Origin of the sequence: Streptomyces chiangmaiensis, assembly GCF_036281785.1 — a bacterium.
Taxonomy (GTDB): Bacteria; Actinomycetota; Actinomycetes; order Streptomycetales; family Streptomycetaceae; genus Streptomyces; species Streptomyces chiangmaiensis.
This window is the reverse complement of record NZ_JAYWVC010000044.1, coordinates 1-19,907: the sequence shown is the minus strand read 5'-3', so window position 1 is coordinate 19,907 and position 19,907 is coordinate 1. Positions and strand designations below refer to the sequence as shown.

The following is a 19,907-nucleotide window of genomic DNA, read 5'->3' as shown; positions in this document are numbered from 1 at the left end:
CGTTCGGGTGACCGCGTTACGCCGACTTCTGCTCTCCGGGCCCACGACCGCGCGCGTCCCGGGGGATCAGCGTCGGGTTCACGTTCGACAGGACGACGTCCGCCGTGATGACGACGCGAGCGACGTCCTTCCGGGACGGGACCTCGTACATCACCGCCTGGAGGACCTCCTCCATGATGGCGCGCAGTCCTCGGGCGCCCGTCTGGCGCAGGATCGCCTGGTCCGCGATGGCCTCCAGGGCCTCGCGCTCGAAGTCCAGTTCCACGCCGTCGAGTTCGAAGAGGCGCTGGTACTGCTTGACCAGGGCGTTGCGGGGCTCCACCAGGATCTGCAGGAGGGCCTTGCGGTCGAGGTTGTGGACCGAGGTGATGACCGGGAGACGGCCGATGAACTCGGGAATCATGCCGAACTTCACCAGGTCCTCGGGCATCACGTCCTCGAACTGGTCCTTCGACTCCAGTTCGCGCTTCGAGCGGATCGTCGCGCCGAAGCCGATGCCCTTCGCGCCCGCCCGCGCCTCGATGATCTTCTCCAGTCCCGCGAACGCGCCGCCCACGATGAACAGCACGTTCGTCGTGTCGATCTGGATGAACTCCTGATGCGGGTGCTTGCGGCCGCCCTGGGGAGGCACCGACGCCGTCGTGCCCTCCAGAATCTTCAGCAGCGCCTGCTGGACGCCCTCACCCGACACGTCACGCGTGATGGAGGGGTTCTCGCTCTTGCGGGCCACCTTGTCGATCTCATCGATGTAGATGATGCCCGTCTCGGCCTTCTTGACGTCGTAGTCCGCGGCCTGGATCAGCTTCAGGAGGATGTTCTCGACGTCCTCGCCCACATAGCCGGCCTCCGTCAGCGCCGTCGCGTCGGCGATGGCGAAGGGGACGTTCAGCATGCGGGCCAGCGTCTGGGCGAGGAGTGTCTTGCCCGAGCCCGTCGGGCCCAGCAGCAGGATGTTCGACTTCGCCAACTCGATGGCGTCGTCGCGGCCTTGGGCGCCGCCGTTCTCACCGGCCTGGACCCGCTTGTAGTGGTTGTACACCGCGACGGACAGGGCCTTCTTGGCCGCCTCCTGGCCGACCACATACCCCTCGAGGAACTCGTAGATCTCGCGGGGCTTGGGAAGTTCCTCCCAGCGCACCTCACTCGTCTCCGCGAGCTCTTCCTCGATGATCTCGTTGCAGAGATCGATGCACTCGTCGCAGATGTACACACCGGGGCCTGCGATGAGCTTCTTGACCTGCTTCTGGCTCTTGCCGCAGAACGAGCACTTGAGCAGATCGCCGCCGTCACCGATGCGTGCCACGGTGTGCTTCCCCTTCGCCTGGGAGACGCCTTGGATCCAGCGGCTCCTGGTGCTGCCTTATGTCCGACGGTACCTTGCCGGGCCCCCCGTTCGGGCCCCCCTTGGCACGGTTCACTTTGACGTGTAACGTGTCAAACCGGGCCAAGGGGCGGCAGACGATACAGGTCCGATGACGAATCGAGCCGATTCGCGCTAGCGGACCGAGGTGTTGTTCATCTTCCGGGTCGAGATGATCTGGTCGATCAGGCCGTACGCCAGGGCGTCCTCGGCCGTGAGGATCTTGTCACGCTCGATGTCCTCACGGATCTTCTCGATCGGTGTGTTCGAGTGCTTGGCCAGCATCTCCTCCAGCTGCGAGCGCATCCGGAGGATTTCGTTGGCGGCGATCTCCAGGTCGGAGACCTGACCGCGGCCCGTCTCGCTGTACGGCTGGTGGATCAGCACACGGGCGTTCGGGAGCGCCATGCGCTTGCCCGGGGTGCCCGCGGCCAGCAGCACCGCGGCGGCGGAGGCGGCCTGGCCCATGCAGACCGTCTGGATGTCCGGCTTCACGAACTGCATCGTGTCGTAGATGGCCGTGAGCGCGGTGAAGGAGCCGCCGGGGCTGTTGATGTAGACCGAGATGTCACGGTCGGGGTCCATCGACTCCAGGCACAGCAGCTGCGCCATGACGTCGTTGGCGGAGGCGTCGTCGATCTGGACGCCGAGGAAGATCACGCGCTCCTCGAAGAGCTTCGCGTAGGGGTCGTACTCGCGGATGCCCTGCGAGGTGCGCTCCACGAAGCGCGGGATGACGTAGCGGGACTCGGCCACGGGGGCGGTGTACTCGGCGCGCACACGGTCGTAGAGGCCGCTGCCGGGGAAGTCGTTCACGGTGTCTCCTGGAAAGGGGCTGTGGCGGTGGCTTGGGGGCTGGAGGGGCGCTGGGGGCCTGGAGGGGCCCGGTGAAGCCCATACGGGGCAGACCGGACCGTACGGCGGGCCGGGTGGCACCTCTCGAGTGTCCACCGGCCGTACGTGGCCCGGTGAGCCCTTACGAGCCCGCCCCGGTGCCTCCGCCGCCCGGCATGCCGGCAGCGGTGGTGATGACCTCGTCGATCAGGCCGTAGCCCTTCGCCTCCTCGGCGTCGAACCAGCGGTCGCGGTCCGAGTCACGGGTGATCTGCTCGACCGACTGGCCGGTGTGGAAAGAGGTCAGCTCCGCCATGCGCTTCTTGGTGTGCAGCAGCCGCTCGGCGTGGATCTTGATGTCGGACGCGGAGCCGGCGAGGCCGGCCGAGGGCTGGTGAATCAGGATCTCGGCGTTGGGCAGGGCGAACCGCTTGCCCGGGGTACCCGCGCTGAGCAGGAACTGCCCCATCGACGCCGCCATGCCCATGGCGATCGTCACCACGTCGTTCTTGATGTACTGCATGGTGTCGTAGATCGCCATGCCGGCGGTGATGGAGCCACCGGGGCTGTTGATGTAGAGGTAGATGTCCTTGTCCGGGTCGGCGGCAAGGAGCAGCAGCTGTGCGGTGATCCGGTTGGCGATGTCGTCGTCCACCGGCTGGCCGAGGAAGATGATCCGCTCGTTGAGCAGCCGGCTGTAGACCTGGTCGCCGAGGCCGCCACCGATGGAAGGCTCGCCGGCGGCGGAGGGCATCAGATTCGTCACGTATCCACCTGCTCGTCTTACGACGGCGCGGAGCCGTCTCACGTGTTCTGCCGGGGCGTGGGACCCCGTGCGCCCCTCGCCGGGGCGGCTTCGGGGACTCCCCTGCCCTCGTATTCATGGACCCTAACGCGCAGGCAGGCGGGTGCCATCCCGGTTCAGCGGGTGTTCGCTGTCAGCGCATGGGCGTTGGCCGTGCGGAACCCGGCGTCCGGGGCGCCTACTGCAGACTCCGTTCCGGGCCCCGGATCCATTGTCGCCGCGGGTGCTCCGGCGGTCGCGTCGATGCGGGCTGTTGGTGGTGACTCGCGCCCCTCACGGTGGCCGTGCGACGCTCCCGGCGCCGCGCCCCTTCCCGGGCGCGGCCGGCCCCAAGCCGTCGTCGCCCGGACACATAGGGCGACGGGCCCCGCAGCGCACACGCGCGTCGCGGGACCCGTCGGCACGGCTGTCCGCCGCAGGAGGTCAGGCCTCCGGCTTCTCCTCGGCGGCGGCCTCGGCGGAGCCCTCCGCGGCCTCGTCCTCGTCCTCGTCGTCCAAGTTGATCAACTCGCCGTTGGTGTCCTTGACCGTGGCGGCCTCGACCACCACCGCCAGGGCCTTGCCGCGGGCGACCTCGCCGACCAGCATCGGGACCTGGCCGCCCTCGACGACCGCCTGGGCGAACTGGTCGGGGGACATGCCGGAGGAGGCGGCGCGCCGCATGAGGTGCTCGGTGAGCTCCTCCTGGCCGACGTTCAGCTTCTCCTTGTTGACCAGCTCGTCGAGGACGAACTGGGTCTTGATGCCCTTGATCGCGGCCTCGCGCGTCTCGGTCTCGAACTCCTCGGCGGTCGTGCCCTGGATCTCCAGGTACTTGTCGAGGGTCAGACCCATCTGGGGGAGCTGGTGGTGCTCGAGGTTGTGCTTGCGGGTGTTGATCTCGTCCTCGAGCAGCTTCTCGGGGATCGGGACCTCGACCAGCTCGAGCAGCTTGTCCAGGACGCGCTCCTGGGCCTGCGTGGCCTGGTCGTACTGCTTCATGTTCTCGAGGCGCTTGCGGCTGTCGGCCTTGAGCTCGTCCAGCGTGTCGAACTCGGACGCCAGCTGCGCGAACTCGTCGTCCAGCTCCGGCAGTTCACGGGAGGCGACCTGGGTGACCTTGACCGTCACCTCGGCCTCCTTGCCCGCCGCCGAGCCGCCCTTGAGCTCGGAGGCGAAGGTGGCCTCCTCGCCGGCCGACAGACCCTTCACGGCGTCGTCGACGCCGTCCAGCAGCTCGCCGGAGCCGATGGTGTACGACACGCCGTCGGCGACGCCGTCCTCGAGGACCTCGCCGTCGACCTTGGCCTCCAGATCGATCGTGACGACGTCGCCGTCCTCGGCGGCGCGCTCGACCGGGGTCGTCGAGGCGAAGCGGTCACGCAGTTGCTCGACCGACTTCTCGATGTCCTCGTCCGTCACCTCGATGGCGTCGACCTCGACCTCGATGCCGGAGTAGTCCGGGACCTCGATGGTCGGGCGGACGTCGACCTCGGCGGTGAAGGACAGCACCACGTTGTCCTTCAGCTCCTTGATGTCGACCTCCGGCTGGCCCAGCGGGTTCAGCTCGGCCTCGTTGACCGCCTCGGTGTAGAACTTCGGAAGCGCGTCGTTGACGGCCTCCTCGAGCACGGCGCCACGACCGAACCGCTGGTCGATGACCCGGGCCGGGATCTTGCCCTTGCGGAAGCCCTTCACCGTGACCTGCTGGTTGATCTTCTTGTACGCCGCGTCGAGGCTGTCCTTGAGCTCCTCGAAGGGCACCTCGACAGTGAGCCGAACCCGGGTCGGGTTCAGGGTCTCCACGGCGCTCTTCACGGTTCGGTCTCCTTGTGGCTGACTTCTGGGGGTTCTGCCGAGCTGCCCCGCCCCGGACGGGCGGGCCTACGGCGGATGGAGCGGGCCCCTGCCTGAGAGACGTGGCAGTGCAGACACACGGGCGCGCAGCTTGCATAGTAACCGCAGCCGGTCAGCGCCCCAAAAGGGGATCAAGCAATCCTGCGCCGAGCGGCGCCGGACGGTGGTCGGGGTGGCGGGATTTGAACCCACGGCCTTCCGCTCCCAAAGCGGACGCGCTACCAAGCTGCGCCACACCCCGTGCTGGTGCGACACGTAGGGTACATGCCCTGGCCGGATGCGTCGGCCCGTTTGTTCACGGGCTCGCGCGTGGACGAACGCGTTGGCCTACGGGGCGGACGACCCGCTACGATGCCTCCAGTGTCGCGGTCACTGACCTGCGGCGCTCCTGTTGCGGGCGTAGCTCAATGGTAGAGCCCTAGTCTTCCAAACTAGCTACGCGGGTTCGATTCCCGTCGCCCGCTCTTACGGCTCAGGGCCAGGTCGGAGGAGCAATCCTCCGCCTGGCCCTGATGCATTTCCGATCTTCGCTCGGGCCTAGGTGCCCCTTGCGTGCCCGTTCGGATCCGATCCGGTCTGTCAGGAGCTACGGGAGCCGCTCTGTGGCCTGGGCCGGGGTGTCGTAGTAGCCGGGCCGCGCCAGAAGGACTGAGCTGAAGTAATAGCCCTGCTCCTCCTCCGACCCGTCGTCGGCCGCAAACGGGCGCCAGAAGCTCAGCAGCAGGTTCGGGGCAATGAGTGAGGCAGGGTCGTCGGGGTCCGCCTCGATCGAGGTGCGCTCGCCCATGCGCCGCACCAGCTCGGTGGCCGGGAGAGCGAACACGTCCAGGTCGCGGAACATCACTCGGTCCGTCCGCGTCGACGGCCTCCCCAGCTCGATCGCTTCGAGCGTGTCTCGCATGCAGTGGATGCTGATCATCAGTCCGCTGGGACGAAAGACATGCTGCCCCGGCCTATCGGACTCCGAGATCGCAGAGGGATCGCGGAATGCGTCCAGTGCAGTGCCGGCCGCCTGCCGAGGCATCCCGATCCGCAAGGGGCCGACGCCGGCGGGCGGGGCAAGGTCGAAGTCCACACGGGCATGATGCCGAACACTGTGATGCATTTCCGATCTTCGCTCGGCCTTGTGTGCCCGTTGCGTGCCCGTTCGGATTCCGATCGTGTTCCCCGTGTGTCGAAGATCATGAACTGTCCCTGATCCCGGCCTGATCGCAGGCCCGCAGGTCAGCGCAAGGGGCTGTGATCACTCACGCCGAAACAACTGCCAGCCGACGTCGTTCCACCGACCGGGTGGCCCCGTGCCGGTCAGGACAGCAGGACGGCCGTGAACCTCTCTAGTGCGGCGACCGGAAAGGTTCACCGGCAAACCTTTCCGGCCACAGCACTAGATGGGCCACCAGCCAGGCCTGAGCAGCACGGCGGGCTGGAAAGGGTGCGGCGCGCACTGTCCCGACGGCACGGCGAGAGGCTGCTCGCCGAGATGACGGCGGGCGGGACCCTGCGCGCGCGGCGCGACGCCTCTTCGCTCCTCGCCTGCGCGATCGCTCCCGCCGTGCACGGGGGTGACGGTGGTGCTCGTGGTCGCCGGCATCTGGTGCGTGGTGAGTGGAGGGGGCAGCGCCCAGGTGGTGCTCGGTCGGCTCCTCCCGGCGGTGGCGGTCGCCCTGGTTCCGTGGGGGCTGCGCCTGCCACGGGAATGGCCGGTTCTGTACCGCGCCGACACCCCCGCGTTGTACGCGCTGGTCGACCATGTCCTGCGGGCGGTCGGCACCCGCGGCGTGAACGTGATCGTCGTGGATGCGGCGGTCAACGCGAGTGTCGTGCGGTACCGCATTCGCGGGCGCGCCGCCTGCTGACGCTGCGGGCCGAGCAGCGGGCCGAGTACCTCGCCGGCCGCGAGGCCGCCGATGTCGGGTCCACCGAGAGCGCCGTGGGCGTCATGGAACGGCTCCTGGTCAGGGGCTCCGGCGCCACCACCCTGCAGCGCGACGCCACCGAGGCCACGCTGACCGGACTGCGCGCCAACCGCGAAGCCGCGGCGCGGGCGGACGAGTTGCGGGAAGGGTTCACCGCACCCATGGGGCGTCGATCCCCGAGTTCGAGTACCAGCACCGACGGCGCACCGGCGCCCGGCACGGACACAGCGTGGACCCGACCCACCCGCCGAACCACCTGCGGCGGCAGTGCCTGCTCGTCAGCACGCCGGCGCCTGCGGCCGTGTCGGCGGACGGCGACCGGGAGCGCCGGATCGCCGCCGAACTCGCCGGGGCGCGCAGCGAGGTGACCCGGCGGATCGTCCGGGACGGCTTCCCGAGCCAGGACGTTTCCGGCGGCCGGTGGGGAGACGCACTGGCCACCGTCCACGGCGTACGTTCCCCTCTCACCCGGTCAGAAGCTGATCGAGTTGATGGTGTCCGCTATGGAGTTGAGGAACCGGTTTATGGACGGGGCCATACCGGTCGAGGCGAGGAAGAAGCCGAAGAGGATGGCCACGATCGCCGGGCCCGCCTTGATCGAGCCCCCTCGGATCAACACCACCAGGATGATCGCCAACAGCAGCACCACTGACAGCGAAATGGCCACAACTGATCACACCCTCGGTCCGTCCGCTCTCCCGGCCCGGGGGCGCCTACCCCTGCACGCCCCCGTCGGAACCATCGTGCCACCAACAAGCCCCCCATATGCGGCCCGTGAGGCATCGTCGGCCACCCCAGCCGCGCCCGCCGCCGGGACCGCACGGACGGGCGAGAGCGAACACGGCTCTCCCGCACGGCATTTCAGAGGCGACCGACAGGCATTCAACAGTGATCATTTCAGTGTGCACACATCGCGTCCGCAGGTATTCGAAAATTACCGGCAGCCCAGTCTGGCCGGACATTTCGCCAGAGTCGCTCGCGGGCGTTATGCACCTTTTAGTCGTGATGAATGCGGACACAACGGCCGCATGTGGTAGGTAAATCGACACCGCGTCCGATGTGCGCAAGAACACGCCCCGACCACGCCGACTTTCGTAAATCGGGGGTACACGCAGGCAAAAGAGGGATTTACATCGAGGGTTTTACGAAAACCCACGGACAACGCTAGGGTGCCTCAGATGTTCCACGCTGCCTCGTCCTCCGCAAGAGCAACAGGCCCGTCCTCGGCACCGCCGTCGCGTGCGCCACTCCCCACGCAGTCGTCGGGACAGGGCGTACCGAGTCCGCGCGCTCCCCAGCCCGACAAGCCGCCGGCAAAGCAGCGTGACGCCTTCTTCGACAACGCCAAGTACCTGGCGATCGTGCTGGTGGCGATGGGCCACTCCTGGGAGCCCCTCAAGGGCGGCCACCGCACCCTCGAAGCGGCGTACATGTTCGTATACGCCTTCCACATGCCGGCATTCATCCTGATCTCCGGCTACTTCTCACGCAATTTCGACATGCGCCCGGATCGGCTGAAGCGTCTGGTGACCGGCGTCGTGGTGCCGTACGTCGTGTTCGAGACGGTGTATGTCCTCTTCAAGCGCGCGATAGGCGGCGATTCGGGCCTGCCGATCAGCCTGCTCGACCCGTGGTACCTGACGTGGTTCCTTGCCGCGCTCTTCATCTGGCGGCTGACGACCCCGATCTGGAAGCTGGTCCGGTGGCCGGTCCCGCTGGCGATCGTGATCGCCATGCTGGCCTCCGTGTCGTCCGACATCGGCGACGACCTGGACCTCCAGCGAGTGCTGCAGTTCCTGCCGTTCTTCGTCATCGGTCTGTCGATGAGGCCGGAGCACTTCCAGATGCTGCGGCGCCGCGAGGTGCGCGTCCTGTCGGTGCCGGTGCTCGTCGGCGGGTTCGCCGTGGCGTGGTGGGCCGTGCCGCGGATGAACGCCTCCTGGTTCTTCCACCGTGACAGCGCGCAGGAACTGGGGGTGCCCTGGTGGTGCGGTCCCGTGATGGTCCTCGCCCTGCTGGGCTGTTCGCTGCTGCTCACGGCCGGTTTCTTCGCCTGGGTCCCACGCCGGACGATGTGGTTCACCACGCTGGGCGCGGGCACGCTGTACGGCTATCTGCTGCACGGATTCTTCGTGAAGGCCGCGGACTACCGGGGCTGGTACGACCAGACGTGGTTGCACCGGCCGTTCGGTGAGGTGTTCGTAACGCTCGCCGCGGGTGTCCTGGTGACGGCGCTGTGTTCGCCGCCGGTGCGGAAGGTCTTCCGCTTCGTGATGGAGCCCGAGATGGCCTGGGCGTTCAAGAGGGACGCGGCGGCCCTCGCACGCGAACGGGCGAGGGCCTAGCGCGTGGGCCGAGGGCGCCCCCCGGTCGCCGTGGGGAACCGCGGGCCGGCTGTCGCCCGACCCGCCCAGGCGACGGAACCGCACGACGTCACAGCCGGGCGTCCCTCACGGGGCGCCCCTCGTCGTCACGCACCCTTGAGGTGCCGCATCAGGCGCTCGAAGTCCGTCCAGCCCGACAGGTCTCCCGGATCCCCCGGCAACGGGTAGTAGAGCGCCGGGCGGGTCCTCGGCCCCATCGGGACCGGGGCCTCGGCGAGGGGCGTGCGGCGGGCGCGGTCGCCCGGCATCGTCCTCACCTCCTCCGCGCCGAGGACGAAGGCAAACGGGACGCCCGGTCCCTCGAAGCGCGGCGGCACGGACAGATCGCGGCGGGCCTTGCGGATCTGGACCAGCATCGACTGGAGGTCGTGCCGGGTGGCGAGCACCTCGGCCGTCCCGCGCACCGCGTCCGTCGGCACCTCCTCCCCCGGCCCGTAGCCGAACGCCAGTGTGACGTCCTCCTCGACCCCGGCCTTCGTGCGGGTGATCCGCACCGTCGCGAGGCCGGGGCGTTCCGGGGTACCGACCACGACCAGCCACGTGGGTGCCGGCGACCGCTCGTGGGCCACGTCCGTCAACTGCCGCAGTGACCACGGGAGGTTGGCCGGCTCCTCGGTGCCCCAGCCGGCTGGCGGCTCGCCGGTGATCTCGCGCCATACGGTCTCGAGCGCACCGCCGAGCACCAGGCGGTCGTCGGCGGGGTGGATCGCCCGGAAGGAGATCGCCAACTGGCGCTCCCCGGTGTCCTCGACGTCCCTCCTGTACGCGTCCGCGATCGGCGTGCGCGGGTCCTGCGGGGTGGCGTCCGGGGACTCCACCGTCACGAACAGGCCGTTGTTCCACTCCAGCACGGCTCCGGACAGCCCGTCGTAGTAGCCGTCCGTCTCGTCCTGCACGACCCAGCGGGAGGGCCAGCCCGGCAGGCTGTTGCGCACGGCGGCCGAGAGACGGGCCCCCGCGGGTGTGACGATCTGCAGGCCCAGTTCGGCGTCGGCGGCGGCGCGCAGAGCGTCCGAGAGCCAGGCCGTCATCGCGACGACCGGGCGGTCCTGGATCAGGACGGCGACCTTGTCGGTGAGCACGTCCACCGCAGGCTGCGCGGCGGCGGGCGTCGGTACCGCGCTCAGTCCCTCGGTCTTCACCACGGCGAGGGACGTCGCGGCCTGCGGCGGCCAGGCGGTGCCCCCGACCAGCGTCGCCAGGCGGGCCGCGAAGGTGCCCGCCAGCCGCTCGGCATCCTCGACCCCGGTGGTCGCGCGAGCCTCGGTCCACCAGTACGGCACCTCCGGCTCGCTCGCACCGAGCAGGCGTTGCGCCTCACCCCTGACCTGGACGAGCAGCGGCGCCTCCACGGAGACCAGCGGGCGCCCCTGCTCGTCGCACAGTTGCACGACGGCGCCGTCGCCCTCCACCCCCACCAGCTTGTCCGGGCCGCCGGAGAGCAGACCCGCGATCACGCTCAGCGGGTCGGGCATCTTCCGGGTCAGGGCGATGACGTCCTTGGTCATGGGTCGGCCGTTCCTTCACGCTGGTCGGTTCGGGTGGCGTACGGGTTCGGAGGCGTGGACGCCCCACGGGACTCCTCCGGTTCACCGGTCCCCCGCGTGCACGGTCTGGATCAGCCGGTTCGGCTCCCCCCGGCGCACCAGCACCCCGCGCCCCGACGGCTGCTGGGTGGCGTAGACGCCGGGGAAGAGCTGGCCCTCGCTGCGGTCGCCCGCCATCACCAGCGCCGAGGCACCGGACTCGCGCAGGCCCTGCAGCAGGGGCTCGTACAGACCGCGCGAGGCTCCCGCGACACGGCGGGTCAGGACGAAGTGAAGGCCGATGTCCATCGCGGAGGGGATGTAGGGCAGGAACGGGGCGAGCGGCTGCTGGCCCGCGGTGGTGAGGACGTCGTAGTCGTCGAAGTCGAGCATGACGGGCGCGAGCCGGTTCTGGTCCAGGCCGATCGGCACCCGGCGGGGCTCGGCCGCGGGGCTCGGCAGCAGCCTGGGCTCCAGCACATGCGGCAGCATGCGGACAGGCTGGGCCACGTCGCCCGTCCAGGTGGCGCGAACCGTACGGGCCGTGCGCTCCAGGACCGCACCGAGGTCGGCCGTGTCGGCGACGCCGTCCGTGCGCGGCAGCGCGACCTGGGCGAAGAGTTTGCCGTCGGTGAGGACGCGGCCCTTCTCCTCCGGTGCGAGGGTCTCGGCGAGCTTGCGGTCGATGCTGGACTCACTGGTGTCGTTCAGGCGCAGCTCCACCCGGGTGCCGAACTGGGACTGGGTGGCGATGCGCACATCGTTCCAGCGCAGCATGCCCGCCACGACGTGGATGCCGTAACCGCCGCCCCGTTTGAGGATGTCGACGACCGCGTCGTCCAGCTCCTCGAAGTCGTCCCGCAGGGCGCCGAAGCCGTCGACGAGCAGCACGATCTCGGTGGAGGCAAGCTCCGGCAGACGGCCCGCCGCGCGCAGGTCGCGCAGCTGCTCCAGCGAGTCGATGCTGTGGATGCGGAACAGTTCCTCGCGCTGGTCGAGCATGCCGCGCACGGAGTCGATGGTGCGTGCGGCGCGCTCGCGGTCGGCACGGCCCGCGACCCCGCCGACGTGAGGGAGCCCGGCGAGGGCCTGGAGTCCTCCGCCGACCAGGTCGAGGCCGTAGATGCCGACCTCCTGCGGGGTGTGGGTCAGCGCCAGGGACAGGGCGAGGGTGCGCATGAGCGTCGTCTTGCCGGACTGCGGTCCGCCGATGACCGCCGCGTGCCCGCCCGCGACCGTGAGGTCGAGGTACCACTGGCCCTGCCACCGCTTGGTCGGGTCGTCGAGGATGCCCATCGGCACCCGGAGCGGCCCCCGCCCGCCCGTCGCCCGACCACCATCCCTCAACGAGCGCTCCGCGCGCCCCCATTGATTGGCGAGCTGCATGCCCCGCGCCCCGACCTCGACGGGCCCGGCGACCTTGTCGAGGGCCACGGCGTCGGGCAGCGGAGGCAGCCAGATCTGGCGTACGGGCCTGGCGCCGGCGTTCTCGATCTGCTGGACCATGACGCCCATCTCGGTCGGGCCGGTCTCGCGGCGCCGCAGCTGCGGCTCCTCCGGGCCCGAACTCTCCTGACCGCCCAGCGTGTTGTAGGCCTCGTACGCCAGGGCGAGCGGCCCCGTGTCCTCCTCCTCGCGCTGCACGGGCCCGCGGTAGGCGCCGGAGACATAGCTCGCCTTGAACCGCTCGTAGTGACTGGTGTCGACCTTGAGGTAGCCGAAGCCGGGCAGCGGCGGCAGGTGGAAGGCGTCCGCGGTGTCCAGGACGGTGCGTGACTCGTCCGCGGAGAAGGTGCGCAGACCCAGCCGGTACGACAGATAGGTGTCCAGACCCTTGAGCTTGCCGCCCTCGATGCGCTGGCTGGACAGCAGCAGGTGGACTCCGATGGAGCGGCCGATACGGCCGACGGACAGGAACAGATCGATGAAGTCCGGCTTGACGGTGAGGAGTTCGCCGAACTCGTCGATCACCACGAACAGGTGCGGCAGCGGCTCCAGATCGGGGCGCTTCTCGGCGCGCAGGGCGGCGTAGTGGCCGATGTCCGCGACGTTGCCCGCATCCTTGAGGACCTGCTGGCGGCGCTTGACCTCACCCGCGAGCGACGCGTGCACACGCTCCACCAGGCCCGCCTGGTTCTCCAGGTTGGTGATCACGCCGGCCACGTGCGGGAGGTCCGCGAAGGGGGCGAAGGTGGCGCCGCCCTTGTAGTCGACGAGAACCAGGGAGAGGTCCTCCGGCGGGTGCGTGGCGACCAGGGCGAGCACGAGGGTCCGCAGCAGCTCGGACTTGCCGGAGCCGGTGGCGCCGACGCACAGGCCGTGCGGGCCCATGCCCAGTTCGGAGGACTCCTTCAGGTCGAGCAGGACCGGCTCACGGCTGTCGCTGATGCCGACGGGGACGCGCAGGAAGGCGCGTTCCCCACGCGGTGACCACAGCCGGTCGAGGTCCAGACGGGCCACGTCGTCGATGCCGAGCAGCTCGGCGAAGTCGACCGGCCCGGTGAGCGGGACGCCGACCATGGACTCGGCGGACAGCCGCAAGGGAGCGAGCATCCGGGCCAGACCTTCCGCGAACGGGATGCCGACCCGGTCGACCGTGCCGTGCGCACTGATCGGCTCCGCCTCGCGCAGGTCCTCGATGTCGATCCGGGCACCGTCCACGGTGATCCTGACCCCGACCTGGCCGGGCTCCTGGATCCGCTGATCGAGCAGGTGCAGCACGGTGACGCCCATGTCGCGCAGGCCCACCGCGTCGTCGGGGCGCGGCAGGTCGACGGCGTCCTCGCCGTGCCCGTCGGTGACGACCAGCAGCCGCGAGTTCATGGCGAGCGCGTCCCTGCCGGACAGACCGCGGCGCACCTCGGCGGCGAAGGAGGCGCGGCGGCGCAGCTCGGGCCCGATCTGGCGGGCCAGCTGGGGCAGCGAGGGGGCGATGCGGCGGGCGGCGACCGGGCCGTCGAACTGCTCGGGGTCGAGCAGATGCGGGAGCCACTTCGCCCACTCCCACTCCGCCAGCCGGTCGCCGGGCACGGCGAGCGCCATGGCGACATCGTCGGGGGCGTGCGTGGCGGCCGCCTGGACCATCAGGGCGCGGGCCACGCGCAGGGTGTCCTCACGGGGGCCGATGACGCTGATGTTGCCGACGCGGTCCAGCGGGACGGTGAGCGGAAGTTCGGTGCCGGTGCCGAACCTGGCCGTCAGCGCGGACGCCTCGTTCAGCATGAACTGGTCGGGCGGGGTGAGCACGGAGGAACTCTGCTGACCCACCTTCAGATCCTGTACCGGCATCTCCCCGGTGCCGACGCGCACGCGCAGGAAGTCGCCGTCCGTCCGCCGCCGCTCCCACAGCCGGGCCGGGTCGCGGACTATGTCGTACAGCGCGTCCGGCGGCGGGTTGAGCACCTGGGCCGTCTCGCGCCGCTGCCGCTCCTCCTTGGACAGCTCCTCACGCAGATCCTCCAAGTACGCGAGATACGCCTCGCGTTGGATACGGCGGGTGCGCTGTGCCTTACCGCGCTGGGAGAAGACCAGGGCCATGGAGCCGACGATGGTCACCACGAGGATGATCGCGCCGAGCCCCGCGAACTGACTGTTGCGCACGACGGTCATCATCACGACGGACGACATCACACCGGCCACGGGAAGCAGCGAGGTGGCGATCGAACCCGCCTTCCCCTCGGGCAGGTTGGGCGGCGCCTCGATGGTGCGTGGGTCCGGGGCCGCCGGCGGCCGGGTGGTGCGGGCCGGGCGGTGGATCAGTCGGATACTCATCTGCCTGTTCCTCCCCCTTGTTTCAGCGGCGCTTCCAGGAGAGCCGGAAGACCTCCGCGGCCAGGCGCGTGGCGGCCTGGCGGGTGCCGTGCGCAAGGAGTTCCGTGCGGATCGTGCCGCCGGCCGCCAGGTGCCGGTCGTAGGGCAGTACGTGGACCCGGGCTCCGGTGGCCTTCAGCGTATCGGCGGCCTTGTCGACGTCGAGCCCGGTGTGCGGGACCATCTCGTTCAGCGTGACGACGGTCCCCTCGATGACGTGCCGGGGCAGCCCGCGCATCCACGCCAGTACGGCGTATGTGCTCGAGATGCCCTCCAGCGTGGCGGGTGCCGTGAGCACCCGGGCCTGGGAGGCCGACAGCGCGACGCGGGCGACCTCCGCCGGCAGGGTCTCGCAGTCGACGACGGTGACACCGAAGTAGCGGCGCAGGGACACCATGACCCGCTCGTACGCCTTGGTGTCGAGCATGGCCCCGATCTGGCTCTGGCTTCCGGGCAACAGCCAGGCGTTGTCCGGGAGTTGGACGAGATAGCCGGTGACGTCGAGCAGCGACATCTGCGGCTCGACGATGCCCGCCACGTCGCCGGTGGTCCAGCGCAGCGTCTCGGCGCCGAGCCGCAGCGGCAGCGAGCCGAGGGCGGGGTCGGCCTCCACGATGAGGGTCGGATCGTGCCGGTAGTGCGCGTACGTGGTGCCGAGCAGCGCGGCGACGGTCGTCTTCCCCGCTCCGCCGCGGATGGAGGTGACGGCGATCTGACGGCCCGTGGTCACGGCCTGCTGGAGCACCTCGGCGGTGGCGGTCGCCCCGGCGACCTCACGGGCGGCGGACGAGGAGACGGTGCGGCGCGCCGCGCGCAGGGCACGGGCGGCGAGGGGCTCTCCGTGGCGGGGCTTGAGACCGGCGCCGGCGAGCTGCTTGTCCACCACCGGGCGGGAGTCCGGGGTACGGACCTGCGGAGGGGGTCCTGCGGGCCGCTGAGCGGGGACCGGCTGGGGCTGCGCGGGGGCGCCCTGGTGGGCGGCGTGCGCCCGCGGGGGCACGGGCTGCCGGCCCTGCGCGGATGCGCCCTGCGGTTGCGGCTGGGACTCCTGCTGCCCGGAGGCGCCCCTCAGGTCGCGCAGCACATCGCTCTGCCAGTTCTCACCGTTCGGCATGTCGCCCTTCTCTCCTGTCCGCTCCGCCCCGGAGCGGCCGCACCATGTGTCAGAACTTGTCGAGCAGCTGCCCGTAGATGCCGAAGACACCGACGGCGAGCGGGAACAGTCCGATCACGCCGATCGACTCGATCAGATCGGCGATGCGCCGCAGCCGTACCTGCATGTGCTCCGGCGGCTGCACGGCGAGGACGAGCAGCGGCAGCACCGCCGCCGCGCACAGCACCGCGAGCGGCCCGGCGCCCGCGGCGTGGTCCATCCACAGCACCACCAGGCGCACGACGAGCAGTGCAGCCGCGGCGAACAGCGCGACCACCTCGGCGACCAGCGGGAAGGCCCGGGCACGGGACAGCAGCACGACGGCGACCAGCGACGCGAGGGTCACGGTCCATGCGGTCGGCTCAGGCGCGGTGGTCAGCAGCCAGCCTCCGGCGGCGGCCGACGCGGCGGTGACGACGGTCGCGAGAGCCAGTCCCCGGTGCGTGGCCGCGAGCGCGTTGCCGACCTGGTGCCGGCTGACCGAGACCCCTCCCGACCGGCGGTCGTCGAGCCCGGTCAGCCCGGAGACCATGAGCGCGAACCGGGGCAGCAGCCCGAGCAGCACGACCGAGAACACGGCCATCACGGCGCCGAGCTCGGCCGGCTGGTCCTGCACGGCGGCGACGGCTTCCCAGACGAGGGCGACGACGGTCGTCGCCCCTGCCCCGACGAGCCCCCCACGGCCGAGCGGCGAGAAGAGCGCGAGCAGCACGAGGGTCAGCACCAGCGCAGCCACGACACCGGCCAGCCGGGCCGTGCCGGGCCAGCCGTAGGCGTCGGCGGCGGTCCAGGCGGTGAGCAGCCCAAGTCCGCCGGAAGCAAGCAACAGGGCGGTGGCAAGGCTCTGGTTGCCGTCCCCGACCTTGGCGACGACGGCCCCGGCGGCGAGAAGGACGAGGGTGGCGGCCACGAGTCCCGCGGTGAGGGAGTGGAGGTCGAACTCGCGCCGGGCGAGCACGGCCGCGGCCACCGCGAAGACGAACGTGGCCACACCGGCGCTGACCCTGCGGGCTGCCGGGCGCCAGCGCCAAGCGCGCAGGTCGAGGTCGTCGGCCACCTGGTCCGTCACGTCGTGCACCACGGGCGCGGGCGGCGCGGCGTGCGCGCGGACGAGCTGGAGCACGGCGCCGTCGGCGACCTGGGCCGAGGACAGCGTCGCGTCGTGCGGCAGCACCGAGCCGTCGGAGGTGACGAGTTGCCGCGCCATGGGGCGTGCGGCGGCCCGGTCGTCGAGCAACTTTAGGATGTCCGGGAGCAGTTGGCCGATCGGGGTGTCCGACGGCAGGACGATGTCGGCTCGCCGTCGCTCACCGACCAGGGTGACCCGGCTCAGCTGGGCCCGGGAAGCCGCTGCTGTGCTCACCACTTGCGGGAACCTACCATCGTGATGTTGTCCGAAACGGGGCTTCTGGGAGGGGGATCCGCGACGTCCGGCTTCTCTGACGTGGTCGTGTCCACGCGGGGTGCCCCCTTCACCTGTTGTCCGTGGCCTGCCTCGTGCCGCCGGCGGCGGGCGTCGGACTCCCGCTGTCCCCGGACGGGTTGTACATCTGCTCCTGCTGCTGTTCCTGCTTCTTCTGCTCGGCCTTCTGCTTGGCCAGGTTGGACTGGAGGAAGGACCAGCCGACGCATCCGGCGCACAGCACGGCGGTGATCGCGATGCCCGCGAAGAGCTTGCCGAGCCGCTCGTCCACCGTGCGCCGGCCGCGCTGGGCGCCGAACAGCAGCGCGTCGCGCATCCGGCGGCGGCGTACCGCCACCGACTCCAGCAACTGGCTGTCGTAGTCCCGTGCCATCAGTTGTCCCGAGCCGTTCCGTGCCGTCCTGCGTGGTGTGTGGTCACTGAGGGGCCGTCAGTCGTCGGGACCGAGACCGAGGTACGTCCGCATGGCGGCGTACTTGCGGGTGAGTCGCTCGGCAGTGGGGGCATCGAGGGCGGCGAGCCGCCGCGGGTCGGCGTTGTGCGCGAGGTCGGCCGCCTTGACGAGCCGGGCGCCCGGAGTGGCGAGGATGCGCCGCGCGTACGCCTTCGGCTCTTCACCGGGGCGCTTGGTCACGGCCCGCACCACGTCCTTGGTCACCTGCGGCAACGCGGCCGCCTCCAGCCACCCCTCGTCGAGGACGCCGTCCTCCACGGAGTCGTGCAGCCAGGCGGCGGCGACGAGTTCGTCACCGCCCCCGCGGGCCCGTACGCCCTCGGCGACCGCCCGCAGATGCTCCGTGTACGGCCGCCCCGCCTTGTCCTTCTGCGCGGCGTGCGCGGCGCACGCGATGGCCTCGACCTCGGCCAGGCTCATGTGTGCCTCTGATGACCGCGGTTCGTGCGGCATGAGCGGCATGGCAAGCTCCCCCTCACTTTGCCCTGCAACATAAGGCACGGACGAGCGGGGAGTACACCCCGGGCGCGGTCGTGCACGCACGGTACGGACGCGGGTTGGTTACGGCGGGGCACCGGGGCCTGCTGAAGCCTCTTCGCCTTGCCACGTACGGGAAGCTGGGCAGGTTGTCGCGTCTGCCTTTAGTCCTGGTCCGCGAGAGCTGCGACGGTCGCGGGGGTGGGGGCCTCTGCCGAAAACCCGGGAACGACGTGCCCGATCCCCCCCGCGCTCGAGTCCCGGACCATCTCGGCCAGGGCGGCCGTGGGCGGGATGCCGCGCTCCTTCGCTTCGTGGAGCCACGTGGCCCACAGGACACCCTCATTGAACGCAGGGGGTCCACCGGCCTTTCGGGTGACCCAGCCTGCAGCGTCGTCCTCGTCATTCGCCCATACGTAGCCGATTACCTGGCCTTCGGTGTCAGCCACCTTGAGGTACTGGACCGGCTTGTCGGTGGTGGAGTTGTAGCGCGGAGGACCACCCGGCTCGACGTCGAACCGCAGGTCTTCGTTCAGACGCGGATTGACGGGTCGATCACTTGTCATGAGGTGCACGTTCCTTTGCGTCTTACGGCCTGGGCAGGACTTCTCCATACACCTGCCACTGTCCCTTGCTGTCCATGAAGACGCGAGTGACCTTGAACTTGGTCCCACGCGCGAGGAGCAACTCCCGCTCCTCCACATCGAAGTGGCTCACCTTCTCCAGCCAGAGGGCAGGCGTGCCCCTGGGAACACGCAGACGCAGGATCGCTTCCTTTCCTTCAAATGTACGCACCGGGTGATTGCCGAGCGACGTGGAGGTGTACCCCTTGTCGGGGAAGGTTTGCCCCAGCATTTCAGCTGGTGATCCAAGCTTCAGGTATCCAAGATTGGTGCCTCGCGCCACCATGATGGTGTCCGGCACGGGTCGAGTGGACATCACCTTGTCCATCTGGTCAATGTCGTGCAGCACCTGCGGGTGGGGTCCGTACCCGTGGACCCCCCTGAGATAGCCATTCATGTCGTGATACGAGGGGAATGTCTCACCCGTGTAATTCCTGAGCGACTGCTGCGCGGTCGGATTCAAGTTTTCCACGAAGTCATTCCAGTGGTCGCGGCCGTACGCAATGGCAGCGTCGGCATCCGCGATGGGTCGGGTTCCGTCAGACAACTCAGCTGCCGCGACCGCGTGCTTCTGCTCATCCGTGAGCTTGTTGAAATCCGCGTGAGACACGAGCGGCTTGTATTCGAACGGCTCCCCGGCCCCGCCGTGCCCCGGTGTGTCCGCGCCCGGGGGACCAGAGGCGACCGGTGCGTCGGCGTCGGCGTGCGCAGTGGTGTCCACGCCGTCGTGCCCGAGCTCCGTGTGGTCACCGGCATGCGCGGCATCGCGCTCGGCACCGTCGTGCGCCGGGCCCTCATGGTGGTCGTGACCGGCGCCATGGGACCCGTCGTGCGGGTGGCCGCCCGGGGTGTCGTGGCCGGAGCCGTGGGGCAGGTCGGGGCCCGGGTGGGGCGTAGCCACGGGAACATCGTGCCCAGTGTGCGTCGGAGCGTGCTCGAACGACGTCGGCGCCGGTGCGTGGCCGTGCGGCGTCGCGGCAGGCGCGTGGTCGTACATCGCCGGCGGCCCGTCGAAGGAGCCGCCCGGCGTATGGCCATGGATGCCGGCGGGCGCGGGGGCGCGGTGGTCACCTGGCGTGATGTCAAGGTAACCATCGGTGGCCAATGTGTCGCTCGTGTGGGTCACCCCGCCAGGGACGCCGTCCCCCGCCCGCACTCCGGACAGCGCCGGCTCCTGGATCGTCCAGTGGGCCGGGAGACCCGGCGCCACCTCGTAAGGCACCGGCGTCGTGTCGATCGTTCCGTCGTGCCCGATGAGGTTGCCGTCGGTGTCCAGCAGGCGGCCGTCCGGCAGATGCACGGATCC

Annotated in this window: 16 protein-coding genes and 2 tRNA genes; 3 read left to right on the top strand and 15 right to left on the bottom strand. The window is 70.0% G+C overall.

The window, feature by feature from the left end:
- Positions 1–16 precede the first annotated feature (16 nt).
- The 5 genes from clpX to VXC91_RS15915 all read right to left on the bottom strand — a co-directional run bounded on the left by clpX (position 17) and on the right by VXC91_RS15915 (position 5,076).
- Positions 17–1,303, bottom strand: coding sequence for an ATP-dependent Clp protease ATP-binding subunit ClpX (clpX, locus tag VXC91_RS15935; RefSeq protein WP_329507921.1), 1,287 nt, complete (start codon positions 1,301–1,303; stop codon positions 17–19).
- Positions 1,304–1,495: 192 nt separating this feature from the next.
- Positions 1,496–2,176, bottom strand: a complete 681-nt coding sequence (locus tag VXC91_RS15930) for an ATP-dependent Clp protease proteolytic subunit (RefSeq protein ID WP_329507920.1) — start codon at positions 2,174–2,176, stop codon at positions 1,496–1,498.
- Between the two features lie 160 nt (positions 2,177–2,336).
- On the bottom strand, positions 2,337–2,948 hold the full coding sequence (locus VXC91_RS15925; RefSeq protein ID WP_329507944.1) for an ATP-dependent Clp protease proteolytic subunit: 612 nt from the start codon (positions 2,946–2,948) through the stop codon (positions 2,337–2,339).
- A 474-nt stretch (positions 2,949–3,422) separates the two neighbouring features.
- The gene (gene tig / locus VXC91_RS15920) at positions 3,423–4,796 is read right to left on the bottom strand and encodes a trigger factor (protein WP_329507919.1); all 1,374 of its coding nucleotides are present in this window, start codon (positions 4,794–4,796) and stop codon (positions 3,423–3,425) included.
- A gap of 203 nt (positions 4,797–4,999) precedes the next feature.
- Positions 5,000–5,076, bottom strand: a tRNA-Pro gene (locus VXC91_RS15915).
- Between the two features lie 152 nt (positions 5,077–5,228).
- Between VXC91_RS15915 and VXC91_RS15910 the strand changes: the two genes are divergently transcribed.
- A tRNA-Gly gene (locus tag VXC91_RS15910) sits at positions 5,229–5,299 on the top strand.
- 122 nt (positions 5,300–5,421) lie between these two features.
- Here the strand turns inward: VXC91_RS15910 and VXC91_RS15905 are convergent.
- Positions 5,422–5,736 (bottom strand): hypothetical protein, encoded by a 315-nt coding sequence (locus VXC91_RS15905; RefSeq protein ID WP_329507918.1) that lies wholly within the window; start codon positions 5,734–5,736, stop codon positions 5,422–5,424.
- A 670-nt stretch (positions 5,737–6,406) separates the two neighbouring features.
- Between VXC91_RS15905 and VXC91_RS15900 the strand changes: the two genes are divergently transcribed.
- Positions 6,407–6,691: a M48 family metalloprotease gene (locus tag VXC91_RS15900; protein WP_329507917.1), complete on the top strand. Its 285-nt coding sequence runs from the start codon at positions 6,407–6,409 to the stop codon at positions 6,689–6,691.
- Positions 6,692–7,223: 532 nt separating this feature from the next.
- Here the strand turns inward: VXC91_RS15900 and VXC91_RS15895 are convergent.
- Positions 7,224–7,418: a hypothetical protein gene (locus VXC91_RS15895; protein WP_031130848.1), complete on the bottom strand. Its 195-nt coding sequence runs from the start codon at positions 7,416–7,418 to the stop codon at positions 7,224–7,226.
- Positions 7,419–7,929: 511 nt separating this feature from the next.
- Between VXC91_RS15895 and VXC91_RS15890 the strand changes: the two genes are divergently transcribed.
- Entirely contained in the window at positions 7,930–9,096 is a 1,167-nt protein-coding gene (locus VXC91_RS15890) for an acyltransferase family protein (RefSeq protein WP_329507916.1), read from the top strand.
- 125 nt (positions 9,097–9,221) lie between these two features.
- On the opposite strand, the gene VXC91_RS15885 is transcribed toward VXC91_RS15890, so the two are convergent.
- From VXC91_RS15885 to VXC91_RS15850, 8 genes are all read right to left on the bottom strand, one after another.
- Positions 9,222–10,643, bottom strand: coding sequence for a DUF6177 family protein (locus VXC91_RS15885; protein WP_329507915.1), 1,422 nt, complete (start codon positions 10,641–10,643; stop codon positions 9,222–9,224).
- A gap of 81 nt (positions 10,644–10,724) precedes the next feature.
- A complete protein-coding gene (eccCa, locus tag VXC91_RS15880; protein ID WP_329507914.1) occupies positions 10,725–14,432 on the bottom strand; it encodes a type VII secretion protein EccCa in 3,708 nt (1,235 codons plus the stop codon).
- 22 nt (positions 14,433–14,454) lie between these two features.
- Entirely contained in the window at positions 14,455–15,585 is a 1,131-nt protein-coding gene (locus VXC91_RS15875) for a MinD/ParA family ATP-binding protein (protein WP_329507913.1), read from the bottom strand.
- A 49-nt stretch (positions 15,586–15,634) separates the two neighbouring features.
- Positions 15,635–16,990 (bottom strand): type VII secretion integral membrane protein EccD, encoded by a 1,356-nt coding sequence (gene eccD / locus VXC91_RS15870; protein ID WP_329507912.1) that lies wholly within the window; start codon positions 16,988–16,990, stop codon positions 15,635–15,637.
- A 106-nt stretch (positions 16,991–17,096) separates the two neighbouring features.
- A complete protein-coding gene (locus VXC91_RS15865; RefSeq protein ID WP_329507911.1) occupies positions 17,097–17,420 on the bottom strand; it encodes a hypothetical protein in 324 nt (107 codons plus the stop codon).
- 57 nt (positions 17,421–17,477) lie between these two features.
- Entirely contained in the window at positions 17,478–17,954 is a 477-nt protein-coding gene (locus VXC91_RS15860) for an HD domain-containing protein (protein ID WP_329507910.1), read from the bottom strand.
- Positions 17,955–18,142: 188 nt separating this feature from the next.
- Entirely contained in the window at positions 18,143–18,544 is a 402-nt protein-coding gene (locus tag VXC91_RS15855) for a hypothetical protein (RefSeq protein WP_329507909.1), read from the bottom strand.
- A gap of 22 nt (positions 18,545–18,566) precedes the next feature.
- Entirely contained in the window at positions 18,567–19,901 is a 1,335-nt protein-coding gene (locus tag VXC91_RS15850) for an ADP-ribosyltransferase (protein ID WP_329507908.1), read from the bottom strand.
- Positions 19,902–19,907: the final 6 nt, after the last annotated feature.

What these genes read in the sequence shown, in the direction of transcription:
- VXC91_RS15925 (WP_329507944.1), bottom strand. Translation starts at nt 2,948, where the DNA reads ATGCCCTCCGCCGCCGGCGAGCCTTCCATCGGTGGCGGCCTCGGCGAC.
- VXC91_RS15905 (WP_329507918.1), bottom strand. Translation starts at nt 5,736, where the DNA reads ATGCGAGACACGCTCGAAGCGATCGAGCTGGGGAGGCCGTCGACGCGG.
- VXC91_RS15890 (WP_329507916.1), top strand. Translation starts at nt 7,930, where the DNA reads ATGTTCCACGCTGCCTCGTCCTCCGCAAGAGCAACAGGCCCGTCCTCG.
- VXC91_RS15885 (WP_329507915.1), bottom strand. Translation starts at nt 10,643, where the DNA reads ATGACCAAGGACGTCATCGCCCTGACCCGGAAGATGCCCGACCCGCTG.
- eccCa (WP_329507914.1), bottom strand. Translation starts at nt 14,432, where the DNA reads ATGAGTATCCGACTGATCCACCGCCCGGCCCGCACCACCCGGCCGCCG.
- VXC91_RS15875 (WP_329507913.1), bottom strand. Translation starts at nt 15,585, where the DNA reads ATGCCGAACGGTGAGAACTGGCAGAGCGATGTGCTGCGCGACCTGAGG.
- VXC91_RS15865 (WP_329507911.1), bottom strand. Translation starts at nt 17,420, where the DNA reads ATGGCACGGGACTACGACAGCCAGTTGCTGGAGTCGGTGGCGGTACGC.
- VXC91_RS15860 (WP_329507910.1), bottom strand. Translation starts at nt 17,954, where the DNA reads ATGCCGCACGAACCGCGGTCATCAGAGGCACACATGAGCCTGGCCGAG.
- VXC91_RS15855 (WP_329507909.1), bottom strand. Translation starts at nt 18,544, where the DNA reads ATGACAAGTGATCGACCCGTCAATCCGCGTCTGAACGAAGACCTGCGG.